We start from the raw sequence: 18,205 nt of genomic DNA on the forward strand, positions 1-18,205 counted from the left end.
CCGGAAGCGGCTTACAGGATCGGGCTGGTGACGAGCGGGTGGCCGCAGCTACCGCACGGGGATGCGCTCGTCGCGGTCATCCAGCACGAATGCCTCGCTCACGACCGCCAGGTACAGCCGGTGTCTTGCTGGATCCCTCAGTTTCGCCGGATCCCAGGCCTCGAGCCCTCGATCGAGCAATCGCTCGTTGTAGATCGCGAGCGCTTCGACGAATGTTGACTCATCGGCGAGCGCTGCGACAGCAGACAGGTAGAGGGCGCTGCCGGCGCCGGGCGCCGCACTGGAGTTGAAGATCACCGCCGACACCTGGGGATTCTCTGCGATATGACGGGAATGCCGCGCACCCGGTTTCGATGCCCACACAAACAGGTCAAGCCCACGTGCCGCGAACCACACCGGCGAGGCCCACGGGTGCCCGCTCGCGTCGGCCGTGGCGAGGGTGAGGAATGAGTTCTCCGCGATGAGCGCCCGAGCGAGCCGCGCCGGGTCAGAGTGAGCATCATCGGCGGTCATGTTCACACCGTATGAGTCGTGCCACCAAAGAACCAGCCCTGCACCGCGAGCACTCCCCGCGGTCGAGTCAGCCGCAGTCCGCGATCACGCACAGCGCGCGCTCGCCGAGCGGCGTCGCAACGAGCACCAGTACGGCGAGGTTTGCGACCACAGTGCCCGCGAAGGCGCTCATATACGACGACTTCCGAAGCTTATGCCGGAGCACCTGCTGCGCCACAAGTGCGCCGGGCCACCCGGCGATCAGACCAAGCCCCAGCAGTGTGCTCTCGGGGGTGCGCCAGCGACCGGCGACCGCTGCGGATTTATCCACACTGTAGACAATGAAGCACAGGATGCTCGTGGCCAGGTACCACACAGCAACCCACTGGGGCAGCGACCACCATTCGGTCTGGACGAGAAGCGCCGCGAAGAAGACAGCGGCGGACGCAAGGGCGGTAAGGACGCCCGCGGCCCTTGGCCGACTCGACGGTGCCCGCGGCGGGCGGGCAGCCGTGCTCGTCGTTCGAACCAGTTCAACCCGAGTGGCTCGACGCTTGCCGTCCTCGGCGCGTTCGATGGAGTAGTTGAGGAGATCTCCCTGCTGCGGGCGAGCCGCCGTTCGAGGCACAGCAGAGATGTGTAGGAACACGTCGGCACCACCATCGAGCGGCGTGATGAAACCAAATCCCCGGTCGTCCTCCCACCGGGTGAGTTGTCCGGTGAGTGTCGGGGTGGCTGCCATTCTTCCGATGCTAGTGGGACGACCGCGTGAGAGCATGACCCATGGCCTCTGTCGACCCCACCGACGATTCGCTGTGGCGATGGGTGCTCTACGAGTACCGATTCGACCCCGAGCGCAATCAGAAGCGCAACGTCGTGGTCGCCGCGTTCGACAACGAAGACGAGTTCCGGCGGGCGTTCGACGATCACCTCGGCCGCCTGCACGCGGAACTCGCAGCGGGCACTCGATCGAGCTTTGGGAGCGTCACCGGGCGGACGATGCCACCCGGCCACCTCGCGGCGCAGAAGCGCGGGCACGATGTCCGACGAGCCATCGAGCATGGTGTCGACCCGGCGCCTGTGCTTCGGCACGGGCCGCTCCCCGAAGGAATGGCTGTTCTTTCTCTCTCGTCTTTCGAACTCGACGAGCCGAGTGGGTGACAGGTCGGAGAACCGATCGGCCGTCGCTATACCCGCGGCTTGGTTCCCCGGTGCAGCGCGACGATTCCGCCGGTGAGGTTGCGGTAGGCCACCTCAGTCCAGCCGGCCCCACGCAACCACGACGCCAGCTCGCGCTGTGCTGGCCACGCCTTGATCGAGTCGTTGAGGTAGTCATACGCGTCGGGGTTCGAGCTCGAGAACTTCACCATCACCGGTGTCACACGTTCGAGGTAGAAGTCGTAGAGGCTCTTCATCACGGCGTTCGGCGGGGTGGAGAACTCGCAAATGACAATGCGGCCACCCGGTTTGGTGACCCGGAACATCTCGGCGATGGCTTTTTTTGGTTCAACGACGTTCCGCAGTCCGAACGAAATCGTGGTGGCGTCAAATTCGTCGTCGCCGAACGGGAGGTCCGTGGCATCCGCTTCAATAAATTGCAGGTTGCGCACGAGCGAGTACTTGCTGCGGCCGACCTCGATCATGCCTGGCGAGAAGTCAGCGGCAACGACCGTTGCGCCGGACTTGGCGAGCGACGCACTCGATGTTCCGGTACCGGCGGCGAGGTCGAGGATGCGGTCGCCGGGGTGGGGATCCACCGCGCGCGTGGTGGCGACGCGCCAGAGCAGGTCATTGCCGACGCTCATGACCGTGTTGGTGCGGTCATAGTGCGTCGAAACCTGATCGAACATGGCGGAGACCTGCGATGGTTGCTTGGAAAGATCTGCCTTGTTCATGCTCCCAGTGTACGACTGCGCCGCAGGCCCTCAGCCGCCGGTCGAGACCGATACTCTGGCAGGAATATAGCGAGGAGACCGAATGCTCGACATGCGCCCGAACTGCGAATGCTGCGACCGCGACGTGTCGCCCGAGGACTCGACGGTTCTGATCTGCTCGTTCGAATGCACCTGGTGCGCCGACTGCGCTGCAACGTTCCGAGAGGGCCGGTGCCCGAACTGCGGCGGCGACCTGACGCGGCGGCCCACCCGCACGCCGGCGAAGCAGCTCGGCGCGCCGGTATCGACGATTCGTGTGCACAACCCGAACTGCCTCTCAAGTCGCTGAGCACTGCTCCGCTCCCAGCCCGGCTTAAGCGCCGAGGCGTAGGCTGAGAGCGTGATTTCACCCGCAACAATCGCACAGCACCCCCGTGTGCAACACCTCACGGTTTCGACCCACAAGGTCGACGACGTTCGCTCACTGCTCCCCCTCGCTGACCCGCACGATCCACTGCTTTGGTTGCGCCAGGGCAATGGCCTCACCGGATTCGGCGAAGCGCTCCGGCTCGAATTCTCCGGACCGACCCGCATGCGTGACGCTGCACTGCTGTGGCGAGAGGTAGCGGCAGCGGCACGCGTTTCTGACGAGGTGCGGATGCCAGGGAGCGGCCTGGTTGCATTCGGCACGTTCGCGTTCGCTGATTCTTCGGCGAAGTCGAGCGTGCTGATCGTCCCGCGCACCATCATCGGTCGCCGCGACGGCGTCAGCTGGGTCACGCAGATCACGGAGGCCGACACGGACACGGCACCGGTCCCATCCCCTCTTCGATCGACGCCGTTCGGTGATGAGTACCGCGTTTCGCTCACCCCGGGCGCCGAGAGCGTCGACGGTTTTCAGGGACATGTCGCCGACGCGGTCGAGCACATCGCCGCCGGTGACGTCGACAAGGTGGTGCTCTCGCGTGACCTCACCGGTCATCTTCCGGCCGGTGCCGACCTGAGGCGGGTGCTCGCTGACCTCGCTCTCGGTTACCCGAACTGCTGGACATACTCGGTCGATGGTCTCGTCGGTTCCAGCCCGGAAACCCTCGTCACTGTCTCGAAGGGAACGGTCACCGCGCGCGTGCTGGCCGGAACGAGCTCGCGCGGTCGCGACGCCGAGAGCGACTCACAGGCCGCTGTCGATCTGCAGTCGAGCGCCAAGGATCAGGACGAGCACCAGTTCGCCGTGCAGAGTGTGCTCGACTCGCTCCGGCCGCATACCGAACACGTGATGACGAGCGAGATGCCGTTTACGCTCAAGCTGCCGAACCTCTGGCACCTGGCCACCGACGTCGAGGGAAGCCTCACCGACGACGCCACATCGCTCGACCTCATTGACGCCCTCCACCCGACAGCCGCAGTGGCCGGTGCACCAACCGATCGAGCCGTCGCCCTGATCGATGAGCTCGAGCCGTTCGATCGGGGTCGGTACGCCGGACCGGTTGGCTGGGTGAACGCCGCAGGTGACGGCGAATGGGCGATCGCTCTCCGCAGCGCGCAGGTGGAACCGAACGGCGATGTCACCGCATATGCCGGCTGCGGTATCGTCGCCGAGTCGGTTCCAGAGAAGGAACTTGCCGAGACCCGGATGAAGTTCCGGCCGATTCTCGACGCGTTCGCCTAGGCGCGAACGGCCTCCACGCTCGACGCCTCGAGGCGCGCTTTCTGCTCTTCGACGTCGAAGTCCGCTGTTGGCCACTGCGGGTCGATCGCGGTGAGCGCGTTGAGCAACAGGCGCTGCACCGCCACGCGCGCGTACCACTTGTGATTCGCCGGAACCACAAACCACGGCGCGGCCTCGGTCGATGTGCGTTCCAGAACGTCCTGATATGCGGCCTGGTAGTCGGGCCAGAGCTGCCGCTCGTCAATATCCCCCGTGTTGAACTTCCAGTGCTTGTCCGGCCGGTCGAGCCGCTCAGCCAACCGGCGCTTCTGCTCGTCCGGGCTGATCTGCAGCATCACTTTGACCACCCGGATCGAGCGGTCGACGAGCCGCGACTCGAAATCGAGGATCGCGTCGAACCGGCGCTCGATCTCTGCCTCCTCGGCGAGGTGGCGCACCTGGCCGATCAATACGTCCTCATAATGCGAGCGGTCAAAGACCCCGATGAATCCCGGATCGGGAACGCGTCGCTCGATCCGCCACAGAAAGTCGTGGCTCAGTTCTTCCTCGGTTGGCGCCTTGAACGCCGTGAGCGCGACGCCTTGCGGGTCGACCGCTCCGACCACGTGTCGCACGATGCCACCCTTGCCCGCCGTGTCCATGGCCTGCAGCACGAGCAGAACTGCGTCTGGCGCTCCACCCTTCGACGCCGCAAACAGGCGTTCCTGCTTGTCGCTCAACAGTTGGGCATCGGCGAGCAATTCGGCTTTCCCCTCGGCCTTTCCGCCGTCGAAGCCGGGCGGCGCATCCGGATCCACATCGGCAAGCACGAAACCCTGCTCCACTCGAAGTAGAGCAGAGGGGTCTGCCCGCCATGCCGACGCTGGTCGAATCTTCTTGGGACTCATTCCGCCAGTGTGGTCCTTGCGGCCAGCGCTCTCAAGAGTGCGGGCCAGAAAAGCCTGCGGGGTCAGCGAGGAAGCGGAACCTCGATGAGAATCCCGGATGCCGTCGGTGCCGTCAGCGCCTGATCGAGCGACGAGCGGGTGGTCGCCTTCACATAATCCCAGCCATAGGCTTCTGCGAGCGCTTCCAGGTTCACCGACTGCGGGGTATAGAGCACCCGATCGATGTCCGCTTCGTCGGTGGACTGAGCTACCTCAAGCCCGTCAAAGATCGTTCCGCCACCGTCGTTTCCGACGATCACCTGGATGCGCGGCATCCGCTCACCGGGTGAGCTCAACAACGCGCCAGCATCGTGGAGGAGGGTCAGATCACCGAGCAACACCCGGGTGATCCCTGCGCCGTCGTGCTGGCTCGCCGCGGCGATGCCGAGTGCCGTCGACACGGTTCCGTCGATCCCGGCCAGGCCGCGGTTCGAGTGCACGTGAATTTTCTTGCCGGGCACCGCGGCGTCCACGTCGCGAATGAGGCGTGACGCGCCGAGCACGAGCCGGTCGTGCGGCCAGGTCGCTCCCCACACGGCGAGGGCGAGCGATCGGCGGTCGAGTGGTGCCCGCACGGCTTCGAACTCGCTCTTGACGTAGGCCAGGCGGGTGGCCGGGTCATGCGAGTGGGCCGCCTCGAGATCGGGTGCCTTGTCGGTCGAACGCGCGTCGACGAGTTGCCGCGACGCGGTGATCCACGAGCCGAGCCAGGCCCGGTCGATGCTTCCCTCAACAATATTGACCGCACCGACGATGTGCGCGGCTCGACGCCCGGGGTTGTACACCTCGTCACCCGTTGGCGCGACGACGATCACCTCGACTCCCTCGCGGGAGAGCAGTGCAGGAACCTGGCGGCTCAACGTCGGGTGGCCAAACACCACGGCTCGCTCGACGCGGCCACCGAACTCGGGCTCACCGAGGAGCTCGCGGTACGCGACGACGAGGTTGCGACCGAAGCGCGAGCCGCTCGATACCTCGGCAATCAGGGGCCAGCCGCCGGCGTGCGCGAGCGCTTCGGCGATCGGCCCGGAGCCGTGCCCGGCGATCACGACGGTGCGCTTGCCGCGGTCGAGCAGCATGCCGGGTCGGGTGATTTGCGGCACTCGAGTCTCGTGCGCCGGAGCGTCCGCTGTCTCGGTTTCGCCCGCTGGCAGGCGATCGGCGAGTGACCGCGACAACGGTTCGCGCAGCGGGAGGTTGACGTGCACGGGCCCCGCACTGGCGCGACCGGCACCTCGGGCGGCGGCGACCGCGCTACGGGCGAGCTCGGCCGCGTCGGCCCGTTCGCCCGGCGCACCGGTTGGCGCAACGACGTCGCGGGTGAACCGCACAGCCTCGCCGAAGATGCCGACCTGATGGGTGGTCTGGTTCGAGCGGATCCCCCGCAACTCAACCGGGCGGTCAGCGGTGATCAGCAACAGCGGAACGTCAGACGAGTGAGCCTCAAGAACCGCGGGGTGCAGGTTGGCGACGGCCGTGCCGCTCGTGACGATGACAACGGCGGGCTGACCGGTCTCAAGGGACAAGCCGAGCGCAAAGAAACCGGCTACCCGCTCATCGATGCGAACGTGCAGCCGCACCTCACCGGCGCGTTCCAGCGCCCGGGCAGCGAGCGCGAGTGCCTGCGACCGGGATCCGGGGCACACGACAATATCGGTGACACCCTGCCGAATGCATTCCTCGAGAAGTGCGAGCGCGTAATCGGTTGCCGGACTGGCGTCAGGCATCCGCCCTGCCCGTGTCATCAGGCTTGGGCTTCGGATCCGGGTGCTTATCCGGAGTCGGTTTCGACCCACCCGGTTCGTGCGGATCTACTCCGTCAGAGTCGAGCGACGCAAGCTCTTCCTCGAGTCGGCGGATGCGCTCGTCCTGCTCCTTGTCGCGCCCCAGCGTTCCGATGAAGGCGGGATCGTCGTCCGGAGCGAGTCGCGGTCGTGCGACCTGACCGGCGCGGCCACGGCCAACGGTGAACCACAGAAGCAGTCCGAGAACCGGCAACAGCAGGATGATGACGAGCCAGACCGGCTTGGGGAGTCCGCGGACCCTGTCGTGCGCCATCATGGCGCAATCGATCACCGCGTAGATCGTCGCAACAACGACCACGACCGCGAGAATGAGGAGCCAACGCATACCCTCATCGTAGCCTCAGCGACTGGGAAATCCCCCGGCGATCACGAACCGCTGAGGCGTACTCACAGTTGATTCGTCCGCCGTCCTCCCAGACTCCGACGCATACACTGGAAACCGTGAAACGCATTCCTCCGGTGGTGACCTACACGGTGCTTCGTCTCCTGACGTTTGCCGTTCCGCTTGCCCTTCTCCTGCTTCTCAACTTCGAGCCCTGGGTAGCAACGGTCCTCGCCGCGATCATCGGCTTGAGCGTGTCATACATCTTCCTGCGCTCCCCGCGCGAGCAGGTTGCCGCTGAGCTGTACGAACGCCGGCACGGCAACCGCGTTTCCGACACGCAGGATGAAGATGCGGAGGACGCCGTGACAGGCGATGTTTCGAAAACGGATGCCACAACATCCGTTCCCGAAACTCCTTCACCGACCGAGAAGTAGCTACTTCCAGAACGCCAGAAACAGGGCGATGCCGTAGAGCAACTGGGTCAGACCGGTCAACTTGAGGGCGAGGATGTACTCCTTGGGAGTGCGCGCTGTTGCGACGATAATCGCCGCCGGCAGCGCCGCCAGCAGCGCGAAGAGCGCGAACCAGGCAACCGGGAACAGAATGGCAATCCACACCGCAATGCCGAACGGTGCCAGCAGGCAGACGATGTAGAGCACGCGGCTCGGCACCGTCCCGAGGAACGTCGTCAATGTGCGCTTTCCGGCAACCCGGTCCTGCGCGATGTCACGAATGTTATTCACGATGAGCGTCGCAACCGAGATGAGCCCAACGCCGATCGCGCCGAACCACGCCTCCTGCGTGACGTCGAGAATCTGCACGAAGGTTGTGCCGACCGTAGCGACAAGCCCGAAGAAGATGAAGACGAACAGCTCGCCAAGCGCGAGGTAGCCGTAGGGGCGCTTGCCACCGGTGTAGAACCAGGCGGCGACGATCGCGAGTGCACCGACGATCAGCAGCCACCACTGCGCCGTGAGGATGGTGAGGGCGAGGCCGGCGACGGCCGCGATACCGAAGAAGATCAGGGCGGCGGTGAGCACAGCCTTCGGGGTGGCCTTACCGCTGCCGACGAGGCGGAACGGGCCGACGCGGTCACGGTCGGTGCCACGGATGCCGTCGGAGTAGTCGTTGGCGTAGTTCACGGCGATCTGCAGGCTCACGGCCACGACGAGGCAGAGCAGGGCGCGCACCCAGTGGTACTGGCCCGGGTCGCTTGCGGCGATCGCCGCACCGGTGCCCACAAGAACGGGAGAGATCGACATCGGCAGCGTCGGGATCCGAGCGCCGGCCACCCAGTCGCTGAACCGTGCTGGCCGCACCTCGTCGTAGACGCGTGCCGCCGGGTTTCCGCTCTTGCCCTTGCGCTTGGCGGTGGTGGGCGCCTTCGGCGGTGTACGTCTCTGCTGCTGAGCTGCCACGCGGCAACCTCCCTCTGTTCCGGTGAGAGTTTACCGGGCGGCGTGCCTGCGAATCCGTTCGCTCAGGGCAAACGCCGGGCACTTTGAACTTTTTCGAGAGCGTGGCTACCATAGATATCGAAGTTGAGTCACATCGACTCAACTCCACAGGTTAGACATAGTTGAGAGTAAAGGAGAGATCCTATGGCACTGAACTTTGACCCCTTCCGCGACCTCGACCGCATGACCGACTCCCTGCTTCGCCAGGGCCCGCGGCTGATGCCCGTCGACCTCTTCCGCGATGGTGACCACTACGTCCTGTCAGCCGACCTGCCCGGCGTCGACCCGGGATCCGTTGACATCGACGTCGATGGCCAGCTGCTGACGATCCGCGCCGAGCGCACACTCACCGCCGGCGAAGGCATGAAGTGGCTGTCCCGCGAGCGCATGACCGGTTCATTCCTCCGCCAGATCAGCCTCGGCCAGGGCATCGACACCGAGCGCATCGAGGCGAGCTACACCAACGGTGTGCTCACGGTCACCATTCCGGTGTCGGAGAAGGCGAAGCCACGCAAGATCGAGGTCTCGCTGGCGAACGAGCAGCCCGACACGCTGCGCGTACCTGAAACACAGGGGGCGGTCGAAAGCTGACCTCCCACACGAAAGGCCGGGGCCCTGCTCCGGCCTTTCGCTCGTTAAACGGATGCCTCCGGCTCGGTCACTCCGTTGTCGTTCGATCCCAGTTGAACGGCCACCACCGCAACAATGGCGAGCCGGTCGGGTTTGCCCGACGGTAAAACCGGCAGCGAATCGAGACGCACCACGTGAGCGGGCCGAGCGGGTTTGCCGAGAACGGAGGCGACCGCATCCGCAATCTCCGTCAATTCAGGATGACGGCCGACCGTCACGACGACAGGAACCTCGCCCCAGCGCTCATCGGCGGTCCGAACGACGACCGACTCGGCGAGGTCGGGCATGCCGCGCACGACGCGCTCGACCCGATCGAGCGAGACGTTCACTCCTCCCGAGATGATGACGTTGTCGGCGCGCCCGGTGACCCTGAGCACCCCGTCGTCAAATTCACCGAGGTCGCCGGTGCGGTACCAGCGGAGCCCGTCGTCGACGACGAACGTCTTTGCGGTCAGTGCCTCATCGCCGAGGTAGCCCTCAGCGAGCATCGGACCGGCGAGTTCGACGGCGCCGTTCACGATGCGCACGTGCACCCCGGGCAGCGGTACACCGTTGTAGACGCAGCCGCCCGAGGTTTCGCTCGAGCCATAGGTGCGGTAGATCGGCAGGCCGAGCTGCTCGACCCGACTGAGGAGCGAGAGCGGCATTGCCTGGCCCCCGACGAGAATGCCGTCGAACCGGCGAAGCGCCATGAGTCCCGCTCGGGACTCGAGCAACCGAGACACCTGCAGCGGCACAAGCGACGTGAAGCGCGCCTCACCGGTGAGCTGTTTCGACGCGTCGGCAAAGGCCAGGGGGTCGAAGTGGCCCGGCGGAAGAACGATCGGGGTGGTACCTGCCGCGATCGACCGCACGAGCACCTGGATGCCGGCGACGTAGTGCGCCGGAAGCGCGAGTACCCACTGCCCCTGCCCGTCGAGGACCGTGGCGGATGCGGCCGCACTGGCCAGCAGGGCGTCGCAACTGAGGGCCACCCGCTTGGGCACACCGGTGGACCCCGAGGTTTCGACGACCACTCCGACGGGCTGCGGAACTGTGTCGTCGGTGGGCCCGAGCAACACGGTGCCCTCGCCGGTGTCGTCGACCGGAGTGACTGCCGGTCCCGAACGGTCGAGTGCACGCCGCAGCTCGACCATCAGTTCCAGCGGGTCTGCGGCCGACACCCGGGTGAGTGGCCTCGTCATGATGTCAGTGTATGCGCGCAATCGCCGTGATTCCCCGATACCTGCCACGCAGGCTTTTTCGCGACGACGCATCCCGGTTGACAGCTTTGTCACTCGGCGTAACGTGAAGCCATGTCAACCACAACGGAAGTGATCATCGTCGGTGGGGGTTTCGCCGGTGTCGCATGTGCTCGTGAACTGGGGCGACGGGGCATCCGGACCCTGCTGATCGACAAGAACAGTTACCACCAGTTCCAGCCGCTGCTCTATCAGGTCGCTGCGTCCCAAATCGGCGTCTCTGAGGTCACCCGGCCACTGCGGTCGATCTTTCATCGCACCCGTAACGTGAAAGTACTCACGGCGGAAGTGGCCTCAATCGACCTCGACTCGCACAGCGTGACCACGACCGATGGGCACACGTATCCGGGCCGCATGCTCGTGCTCGCGAACGGCGCTGAGCCGAACTTCTTCAATACGCCGGGTGCGCAGGAGCACGCTTACCCGCTCTACTCGATTCGCGACGCAACCCGGCTGGGCACGGCACTCGTCGCGGCGCTCAACACGGCGAACACCGAACCGACCATGGAACACGGCGTGCGAGTTGTCGTTGTGGGTGGCGGCCCGACCGGGGTGGAAATCTCGGGTGCGATCGCCGAGAACTTCAAGTACGTCGTGCCCGGTTACTTCTCACCCGAGCTCGCCGAGAAGTGCTCTGTGCACCTCGTCGACATGCTGCCCAACATCCTCACGCCGTTCGATGACAAGTCCAAGGCGTACGCGGAGAAGCAGCTCAGGAAGAAGGGCGTGCAGTTGAAACTCGGGTCAGGCGTCACCAACGTCACACCGGGGAGCGTGACCTTCGCTGACGACACGACGCTGCCCGCCGACATTGTGGTCTGGGCCGGTGGGCTCAAGGCGGGCCGGCTCATCGCCGAGTCGGGACTGCCCCTGGGGCGTGGGGGCCGGGTTGACGTGTCACCCGACCTGAAGGCACCCGGATTGCAGGGCGTGTACGTGCTCGGCGACACCGCCAACATGACCGATGCGCAGGGCAACAAGTTGCCGCAGCTCGGCTCGTGCGCGCAACAGGCTGGAAAGTGGGCAGCGAAGAACATCGCGTCCGAGCTGACGGGGGGCGGAACCAAGCCGTTCGAATATCGTGACAAGGGCTACATGGCGATGATCGGCCGCGGAGCCGCCGTTGCAGAGCTCGGGCGCAAGCGTCGCCTGGTGCACGGTCCGGTCGCGTTCGTCGCGTGGCTGGCCGTCCACCTGGTGCTGCTGTCCGGCGGACGGCAGCGGGCATCGGCATTGATCTCCTGGGCAGAGGACTACCTCAGCCACAGCCGCACGCACGTCGTGTTGGGACGCGCCGACTAAGTTCGCGCAGGATGAAGCGCGACTCCGTGAACTCGCGGGCTTCTGAACACCTAGTACTGCCAGGGGTATGGGCCCCAGTCGGGTTCGCGCTTCTCCAGGAAGGAGTCACGTCCTTCAACCGCTTCGTCGGTGCCGTACGCGAGCCGGGTCGCCTCACCAGCGAACACCTGCTGTCCGACCATTCCGTCGTCCACCGCATTGAATGCGAACTTGAGCATGCGGATCGCGGTTGGAGACTTGGTGAGAATGGTGCGTGCCCACGCCAGGGCCGTGGATTCCAGTTCCTCGTGCGCGACGACCGCGTTGACCGCTCCCATCTCGTATGCCCGCTCTGCCGAATACTCCTCGGCCAGGAAGAAGATCTCCCGAGCGAACTTCTGTCCGATCTGCCGCGCAAAATAGGCACTGCCGTAACCGGCGTCGAACGAGCCGACGTCGGCATCCGTTTGTTTGAATTTTCCATGCTCACGACTGGCGATGGTGAGATCGCACACCACGTGGAGTGAGTGTCCACCGCCGGCCGCCCAGCCGGGAACGACCGCGATGACGACCTTGGGCATGAAACGGATCAGCCGTTGGACCTCGAGAATATGCAGGCGTCCGCCTCGAGCGGGGTCGACGCCGGTTGCCGAGTCCGTGTCGGAGTATTTGTAGCCGTCGCGCCCGCGAATGCGCTGGTCGCCACCGGAACAAAACGCCCACCCGCCGTCTTTCGGGCTGGGGCCGTTGCCCGTGAGCAGCACAACCCCAATGCGGGAGTTTGTTCGTGCATCTTCGAGCACACGGTAGAGCTCATCGACGGTGTGCGGCCGGAAGGCATTGCGAACCTCTGGGCGGTTGAACGCCACGCGCGCGATGCGACCCGACAGGTCGTGGTGGTAGGTCACGTCGGTGAGCGACGCGAACCCCGCAACGTCAGTCCACTGCGTCTCATCGAATATTTCTGACACGGTCATGGCTCAAGCCTAACGACGCTACCTACCGGTGCCAGACTGGGGGCATGCGTCCGAAGTTGACTGACCTCCTCGACACCGCGCGCGTTGTCGCGTTGCCCCTTGCCACGCGATTCCGCGGCATTGAAGAGCGAGAAGCGCTGTTGTTTGAGGGGCCAAACGGCTGGAGTGAGTTTTCTCCCTTCCTCGAGTACGACGATGCCGAAAGCGCCACCTGGCTCCGGGCGGCCATCGAGTTCGCCTTTGGCGACCTGCCCGCTCCTCTCCGCTCGAGTATCCCCGTGAACGCAACGGTGCCGTCGGTCCACGTCGATCGTGTGGCTGGAATTCTCAAACGGTTTGACGGATGCCGCACAGCGAAAGTGAAGGTCGCCGAACGCGGGCAGGGACTTGCCGAAGACATCGCACGCGTGCGTGCGGTACGCGACCTGCTCGGACCCGAAGCCCGCATTCGCATTGACGCGAACGGCGGCTGGAACGTTGACGAGGCCGAACACGCCATTCATGCCCTCGCGGAGTACGACCTTGAGTACGTTGAGCAGCCCTGCGCGACAGTCGATGAGCTTGTCGAGATTCGACGACGCACCAAATACATGGGCGTACCGATCGCCGCAGACGAGAGTGTGCGCAAGGCGGCCGATCCGCTCCTGGTTTCCCGGGCCGGTGCCGCTGACGTTCTCGTGTTGAAGGCCCAGCCGCTCGGTGGCATCCGCCGCTCGCTTGACATCATCGCCCAGGCGGGGCTTCCGGTTGTGGTGTCCAGTGCTCTGGACACCTCCGTCGGCCTGTCGATGGGTGCGTGGCTCGCCTCGGTCGTTCCCGAGCTCGACTACGACTGCGGCCTGGGGACGGCGTCATTGTTGTCTGCGGATGTGACGGATGCTCCGCTGAAAGCATCAGGTGGATCTGTCGACGTTCGCAGGGTTGCGCCTACCCCACGCATGCTCGACGGCTATGCAGCATCAGCTCAGCGCCGCCAGTGGTGGTTGGACCGCGTCTCCCGCTGCTACGCGCTGCTCGATGACACCGACGACACGCCGTCGACGGTGCCATCAGCGCACGCGGAGTAACGTGGTCGGGCTTAGAGGCCCGAGTAGGCGTGCAACCCCTTGAAGAAGAGATTCACCACGCTGAAGTTGAACAGTACGGCAGCGAACCCAATGATCGACAACCAGGCCGATCGTGACCCACGCCACCCGCGCGTCGCACGAGCGTGAATGTATCCGGCGTAGATCACCCAGATGATGAAAGTCCACACTTCCTTGGTGTCCCAGCCCCAGTAACGGCCCCACGCACGCTCAGCCCAGATCGCCCCGGCGATGAGGGTGAACGTCCAGAGAATGAACGCCACAATGTTCGCCCGGTATGCGAGGTTCTCCAAGCGTGCAGACCCGGGCAGCGTCGCGACAAACTTGAGCTTGAGCTTGGACAGGTCGGCACCGATGGCCTGACGCCTGTACTGGATTAGCTGGAGGACGGACAGTGCAAAGCCGAGAGCGAAGAGGGCCGTGCCGGTGGACGCCACGAAGACGTGGATGACCAGCCAGGCTGACTGCAGCGCCGGCGGAAGCGGAACGATCTCAACGTAGAAGTTGACGGCAGCGATGCCGAGGAGGACGAGGACGAGTCCGACGATGAAGGTGCCGAGGAACCGCAGGTCGACCCGGGCGATCACAACGAGGAACGTGGCGATGATGAGCAGTGTGCCCGTCATGGCGAATTCGTACATGTTGGCCCACGGCACCCGCTCAGCGGCGACGCCTCGCGTGATTGCCGCGGTGAGGTGAAGCAGGAAACCGAGGACGGTCAGCGCAACGGCGACGCGAAGAACAGCCGACCGCTTCGGCTGGACCTGTGGGGCATCGGGGTCGGCGCGAGTGAGGGTCGTCGTTGACGCACGTGAGCCGCCAACGGACGCGTCGCTGGCCGCTTGCACCTTGGTCGCAGAGCTTTCGGATGCCGTCAGTTCCCCCGCTGCGGTCACCTCGGCGGAACGCTTGGCGAGGTCGATCGCGAAGGCGATGAACGCGAGCGCGTAGATTGCCATGGCGGACCAGAGGGCAAGGACGGACAGTTCGTTGAGATCCACGGTTTAACAGTACCTCTCGGGGTTCACGCTGAGGGCGTGCGGGTTCGGGAGCGACGACGGATAAGTGCGGCGACGAGACGCCAGCCGACCACAAGAACGCCAACGGCGAGCGTGGCCACGATGATGAACGGCAGAGCGGTGCCCTGACCGGACAGTGTGCGGAAGAGCATTCCGCCGACGACGGTGATGGCCCAGAGCCCGAGGCCGGGCCACACCGGACCGAACGGACGACGCCAAGCAACAGTGACGATCCATCCGAGCACGAGCGCCGCCAGGAACGGCCACCAGGTCACGAAGAGACCCGCGAGTGTCGGGTCTTCGTTGTGACTTCCCCGCCCCACCACGACGAATACGAGTGTGGCGACGACGTCGATGGCGAATGCCGTAACGATCAAGCGCACCGGCGCCGTCATCGCTCAAGCCCGAGCGCTGTGCCGTGGCGGTAGGCAATCGCATCGACCGCTTCGATGAGACCGGGGTCTTCACCGCGGGCGAGACCCGCATACTGCACACGCACGGTCCCATCCGGGTTGTCGGTCGCCTTAACCCAGACCCGACGTCGAGGGATGAAGAGTGAAGTGAGCAGACCGCCGAGGATGAGCATGGCGAACAGGAAGACCCAGCCCTGGGTGGGATCGTGGTGCACGTCGAATGACGCGAATCGCGGAACCGACGAGGCGAAGTCTGCGGTACTGACGGTGGCACCATCGTCGTCAGCCGACGCATCCGCTGCGATCGGTTCTGCGTCGGGATTCGCGTTCTCGAAGGTGATGCTTCCGTATCCACCGGGGAGCTCCTGGCTTTGGCCGGGCATCAGCTCGATCGAGTCAACACCGGTTTTGCCACCGGTGAGCTGCGTCATGTCGTCTGTGTTGAGTTCGTAGACCGACTTGGGTGCTCCGTCGTCGATACCGAGATCACCGGTGTAGACGTTGAGGGTAAGTACCGGGAAGACCAGGTCGGGATAGGTCGATGTATACGCGCCACTGTCGAGGAGTTGCGCTGTGGGGTAGAAGAACCCGATCATGCCGAGTTGTTTTTCGAGCCCGTCCGGAATCTTCACGACGCCGAGCGAGGTGAGGTTGGCGTCCTGAGGCAGGAACGGAACGGAGTCTGTGAAGACGACGTTGCCGTCGGCATCACGGACGGTGATGGTCGGTGCGTATCCGTTGCCGAGGAGGTAGACGTCCGTGCCCTCGTATCGAAGCGGATCGTTGACTTTCACGGTGCGCTTTTCGGGCTCGCCGCCTGGGGTCCGCGTCGTAACGAAGGCGGTGAAGTCCGTCGGCTGTCCGTATGCGTCGAGGTTTTTCTGCTCGTAGGTCACGTCGAACCGGTCGAGCGAGAGCGCATAAGGGGTGAGGTCGTCGGGGTTATAGAAGCGACCGGGGTTGAACGAGTTGTAGTCGAGCAGGGTGTTCACAAAGGTCTGACCCTCGACAACAACGCGCTGACCGGCGTAACCGAGGCCACCACCGACTGCAACCGTGACGAGCATTCCCACCAGAGCGGAGTGGAACACGAGGTTGCCCGTTTCGCGTAGGTAGCCGCGCTCGGCAGAGACCGAGATGTCGCCCTTCTTGCCCTGGTACAGCTCGGTGCGGTAACCGGACTTCTTGAGCAGGGTGTGAGCGGCTGCGATCGCTGCTCCGGCGTCACCGCCCTCGAGCGTTTGCTCGGTGTGGGCTGGAAGGCGCTCCAGCCGCGCCGGGGTGCGCGGCGGGCGTGCACGCATGGCGTCAAAGTGATGCTTGGTGCGTGGGATCACGCAGCCGATCAGCGAGATGAACAGCAGCAGGTAGATGCTCGAAAACCACACCGATCCGTACACGTCGAACATCTGGATGTTGTCGAGGACCGGGGCCAGCTTCGGGTTGTCGGCGAAGTACTGAATCACACCGTTGGGGTCGGAGCTCCGCTGCGGTACGAGTGATCCGGGCACAGCGGCGACAGCGAGAAGGAGAAGAAGGAACAACGCTGTGCGCATACTCGTCAGCTGACGCCAGATGAACCGGAGTGTGCCAACGAAGCCGAGTTTCGGCTGCTGAATGTTCGGGTTCGACTCGGCGGGTTCTCGCTCGCTCAGCGGCGCGCCCGCGTCAACGTAATCAGATGGCCGGGACAAATCCGCTGATCACCACCCCGAGCTTCGACATGAGGATTCCCCAGACCCCGGTGACCATGAGCGCCCCAATAATTACGAGCAGGATGCCGCCTCCGATATTTATCGCACGAATATGCCGCTTCAAGAATGCGACGGATCCCGTGACCCAGTTGAGGCCAGCCGCCACGAGCAAAAATGGAATGCCGAGCCCCAGGCAGTAGAACAGGGCAAGGATCGCACCTCGCCCGGTGGAGCCGGTGTCAAAGCTCAGCGCGTTGATGGCGATGAGTGTGGGTCCGAGGCACGGTGTCCAGCCGACAGCGAAGACGATGCCGAGGAGAGGAGCTCCGGCGAGGCCCGTCGCTGGTCGGAAGTTTGATTTCACCGTCCGCTGCAGGAATGAGAACTGCCCAATGAAGACGAGTCCCATCACGATCACCACCACTCCGAGAACGCGGGTGATGATGTCTTCCCAGCGCACAACGAAGGCACCGACAGTGCCGGCAAAGGCGCCGATCAGGACGAAGACAAGTGAGAACCCGAGCACGAAGAGCACGGCACCGAGAAGGACTCGCGACCTGGCCGGAGTGGTCTTCGTCCGGGCACCATTGGACATTCCGCCGACATAGCCGAGGTAACCGGGGACCAGCGGAAGGACACAGGGTGACGCGAACGACACCAGCCCGGCGAGCAGTGCGATCGGGATGGCCGCCAGCAGCTGGCCGTTGAAGATGATTTCGCCGGGATTCACGGCGCTACTCGTCGATGGTGTCGCGAATAAGAGTGCCGAGAATCGACGCTTCCTGCACCTGGCCCAGAATGCGCGCAGCCACACGGCCTTCCTTATCGAGCACGAGGGTGGTGGGCACGGCCTTGGGTGGAACGCTGCCGGTGAACGCGAGCTTCACCGCGCCGTCCTGCACATCCATGATCGATGGGTAGGTGATTCCGTACTTGTCGTTGAACGACTTCGCTGTGTCGGCTTGGTCGTAAACGTTGACCCCGATGAACTGAGCGTTCTGACCGTCATATTCGGCGCTGAGTTCTTGCAACACCGGCGCCTCGGCGCGGCACGGAGCGCACGCGGCGTACCAGAAGTTGACCACAAGGACCTCTCCAGCGACGTCGTCCGAGGAGAACTTTTCGCCATTCTCGGTGACGCCGGAGAAACTGATCGACTCTCCGCGGTCGGACGCGTCGATTTCGGTCACACTGCCGTCACCGGCGATGTATCCCTTATTGCTGCCCTCTTTGTACTGTTCGGCCAGCGGGTCGCTGGCACAACCGGTCAGGGCGAGCGCCGAGGCGATCACCGCGGCAAGCACAGTCATCCGTCGT

Annotated in this window: 21 protein-coding genes; 7 read left to right on the plus strand and 14 right to left on the minus strand. The window is 64.6% G+C overall.

Annotated elements, in window-relative coordinates:
- Window positions 1-48: 48 nt before the first annotated feature.
- Together L1277_RS12420 and L1277_RS12425 are read right to left on the minus strand one after the other, a co-directional pair.
- Window positions 49-513, minus strand: coding sequence for a pyridoxamine 5'-phosphate oxidase family protein (locus L1277_RS12420; RefSeq protein ID WP_253376768.1), 465 nt, complete (start codon window positions 511-513; stop codon window positions 49-51).
- Window positions 514-580: 67 nt separating this feature from the next.
- Window positions 581-1,234 (minus strand): cold shock and DUF1294 domain-containing protein, encoded by a 654-nt coding sequence (locus L1277_RS12425; protein ID WP_253376770.1) that lies wholly within the window; start codon window positions 1,232-1,234, stop codon window positions 581-583.
- 41 nt (window positions 1,235-1,275) lie between these two features.
- On the opposite strand from L1277_RS12425, the gene L1277_RS12430 reads away from it, so the two are divergent.
- A complete protein-coding gene (locus tag L1277_RS12430; RefSeq protein ID WP_253376772.1) occupies window positions 1,276-1,653 on the plus strand; it encodes a hypothetical protein in 378 nt (125 codons plus the stop codon).
- Window positions 1,654-1,679: 26 nt separating this feature from the next.
- On the opposite strand, the gene L1277_RS12435 is transcribed toward L1277_RS12430, so the two are convergent.
- Window positions 1,680-2,387, minus strand: a complete 708-nt coding sequence (locus L1277_RS12435; RefSeq protein WP_253376774.1) for a demethylmenaquinone methyltransferase — start codon at window positions 2,385-2,387, stop codon at window positions 1,680-1,682.
- A gap of 82 nt (window positions 2,388-2,469) precedes the next feature.
- Between L1277_RS12435 and L1277_RS12440 the strand changes: the two genes are divergently transcribed.
- Window positions 2,470-2,715, plus strand: a complete 246-nt coding sequence (locus L1277_RS12440) for a DUF1272 domain-containing protein (protein ID WP_253376775.1) — start codon at window positions 2,470-2,472, stop codon at window positions 2,713-2,715.
- A gap of 51 nt (window positions 2,716-2,766) precedes the next feature.
- A complete protein-coding gene (locus L1277_RS12445) occupies window positions 2,767-4,035 on the plus strand; it encodes an isochorismate synthase MenF (protein WP_253376778.1) in 1,269 nt (422 codons plus the stop codon).
- Here the strand turns inward: L1277_RS12445 and L1277_RS12450 are convergent.
- From L1277_RS12450 to L1277_RS12460, 3 genes are all read right to left on the minus strand, one after another.
- Entirely contained in the window at window positions 4,032-4,922 is an 891-nt protein-coding gene (locus L1277_RS12450; RefSeq protein ID WP_253376779.1) for a PPK2 family polyphosphate kinase, read from the minus strand. The genes L1277_RS12445 and L1277_RS12450 overlap by 4 nt on opposite strands.
- Before the next feature lie 62 nt (window positions 4,923-4,984).
- Entirely contained in the window at window positions 4,985-6,688 is a 1,704-nt protein-coding gene (menD, locus tag L1277_RS12455) for a 2-succinyl-5-enolpyruvyl-6-hydroxy-3-cyclohexene-1-carboxylic-acid synthase (protein ID WP_253376780.1), read from the minus strand.
- The gene (locus L1277_RS12460) at window positions 6,681-7,091 is read right to left on the minus strand and encodes a PLDc N-terminal domain-containing protein (protein WP_253376781.1); all 411 of its coding nucleotides are present in this window, start codon (window positions 7,089-7,091) and stop codon (window positions 6,681-6,683) included. Before L1277_RS12460 ends, menD begins: the two co-directional genes overlap by 8 nt.
- 116 nt (window positions 7,092-7,207) lie before the next feature.
- Here L1277_RS12460 and L1277_RS12465 point away from each other — a divergent pair, with 116 nt between their 5' ends.
- Complete coding sequence (locus L1277_RS12465; protein WP_253376782.1) at window positions 7,208-7,525, plus strand: DUF4229 domain-containing protein; 318 nt, start codon at window positions 7,208-7,210, stop codon at window positions 7,523-7,525.
- Here L1277_RS12465 and L1277_RS12470 read toward each other — a convergent pair whose 3' ends face one another.
- The gene (locus tag L1277_RS12470) at window positions 7,526-8,509 is read right to left on the minus strand and encodes a 1,4-dihydroxy-2-naphthoate polyprenyltransferase (protein ID WP_374110233.1); all 984 of its coding nucleotides are present in this window, start codon (window positions 8,507-8,509) and stop codon (window positions 7,526-7,528) included. It abuts the gene before it with no gap.
- Window positions 8,510-8,692: 183 nt separating this feature from the next.
- Between L1277_RS12470 and L1277_RS12475 the strand changes: the two genes are divergently transcribed.
- Window positions 8,693-9,139 carry an Hsp20/alpha crystallin family protein gene (locus L1277_RS12475; protein ID WP_253376783.1) on the plus strand — a complete coding sequence of 149 codons (447 nt, stop codon included), beginning with the start codon at window positions 8,693-8,695 and terminating at the stop codon, window positions 9,137-9,139.
- 44 nt (window positions 9,140-9,183) lie between these two features.
- Here L1277_RS12475 and L1277_RS12480 read toward each other — a convergent pair whose 3' ends face one another.
- Entirely contained in the window at window positions 9,184-10,362 is a 1,179-nt protein-coding gene (locus L1277_RS12480; RefSeq protein WP_253376784.1) for an AMP-binding protein, read from the minus strand.
- A gap of 111 nt (window positions 10,363-10,473) precedes the next feature.
- Here L1277_RS12480 and L1277_RS12485 point away from each other — a divergent pair, with 111 nt between their 5' ends.
- A complete protein-coding gene (locus tag L1277_RS12485) occupies window positions 10,474-11,721 on the plus strand; it encodes an NAD(P)/FAD-dependent oxidoreductase (RefSeq protein ID WP_253376786.1) in 1,248 nt (415 codons plus the stop codon).
- A 50-nt stretch (window positions 11,722-11,771) separates the two neighbouring features.
- Here the strand turns inward: L1277_RS12485 and L1277_RS12490 are convergent, their stop codons facing one another.
- Entirely contained in the window at window positions 11,772-12,677 is a 906-nt protein-coding gene (locus L1277_RS12490; protein WP_253376788.1) for a 1,4-dihydroxy-2-naphthoyl-CoA synthase, read from the minus strand.
- Between the two features lie 44 nt (window positions 12,678-12,721).
- Between L1277_RS12490 and L1277_RS12495 the strand changes: the two genes are divergently transcribed.
- Entirely contained in the window at window positions 12,722-13,744 is a 1,023-nt protein-coding gene (locus L1277_RS12495) for an o-succinylbenzoate synthase (RefSeq protein ID WP_253376790.1), read from the plus strand.
- Between the two features lie 11 nt (window positions 13,745-13,755).
- On the opposite strand, the gene ccsB is transcribed toward L1277_RS12495, so the two are convergent.
- From ccsB to L1277_RS12520, 5 genes are all read right to left on the minus strand, one after another.
- Window positions 13,756-14,721 carry a c-type cytochrome biogenesis protein CcsB gene (gene ccsB / locus L1277_RS12500; protein WP_253376981.1) on the minus strand — a complete coding sequence of 322 codons (966 nt, stop codon included), beginning with the start codon at window positions 14,719-14,721 and terminating at the stop codon, window positions 13,756-13,758.
- Between the two features lie 65 nt (window positions 14,722-14,786).
- Window positions 14,787-15,176, minus strand: coding sequence for a DUF3054 domain-containing protein (locus L1277_RS12505; RefSeq protein WP_253376792.1), 390 nt, complete (start codon window positions 15,174-15,176; stop codon window positions 14,787-14,789).
- Window positions 15,173-16,888 carry a cytochrome c biogenesis protein ResB gene (locus L1277_RS12510; protein WP_253376794.1) on the minus strand — a complete coding sequence of 572 codons (1,716 nt, stop codon included), beginning with the start codon at window positions 16,886-16,888 and terminating at the stop codon, window positions 15,173-15,175. Before L1277_RS12510 ends, L1277_RS12505 begins: the two co-directional genes overlap by 4 nt.
- Complete coding sequence (locus L1277_RS12515; protein ID WP_253376796.1) at window positions 16,872-17,618, minus strand: cytochrome c biogenesis CcdA family protein; 747 nt, start codon at window positions 17,616-17,618, stop codon at window positions 16,872-16,874. The genes L1277_RS12510 and L1277_RS12515 overlap by 17 nt, the downstream gene beginning before the upstream one ends.
- Before the next feature lie 4 nt (window positions 17,619-17,622).
- Window positions 17,623-18,198, minus strand: a complete 576-nt coding sequence (locus L1277_RS12520; RefSeq protein WP_253376798.1) for a TlpA disulfide reductase family protein — start codon at window positions 18,196-18,198, stop codon at window positions 17,623-17,625.
- Between the last annotated feature and the right edge of the window lie 7 nt (window positions 18,199-18,205).

The sequence above is a fragment of the Okibacterium sp. HSC-33S16 genome, from assembly GCF_024171565.1.
In the GTDB taxonomy this organism is placed as follows: Bacteria; Actinomycetota; Actinomycetes; order Actinomycetales; family Microbacteriaceae; genus Mycetocola_A.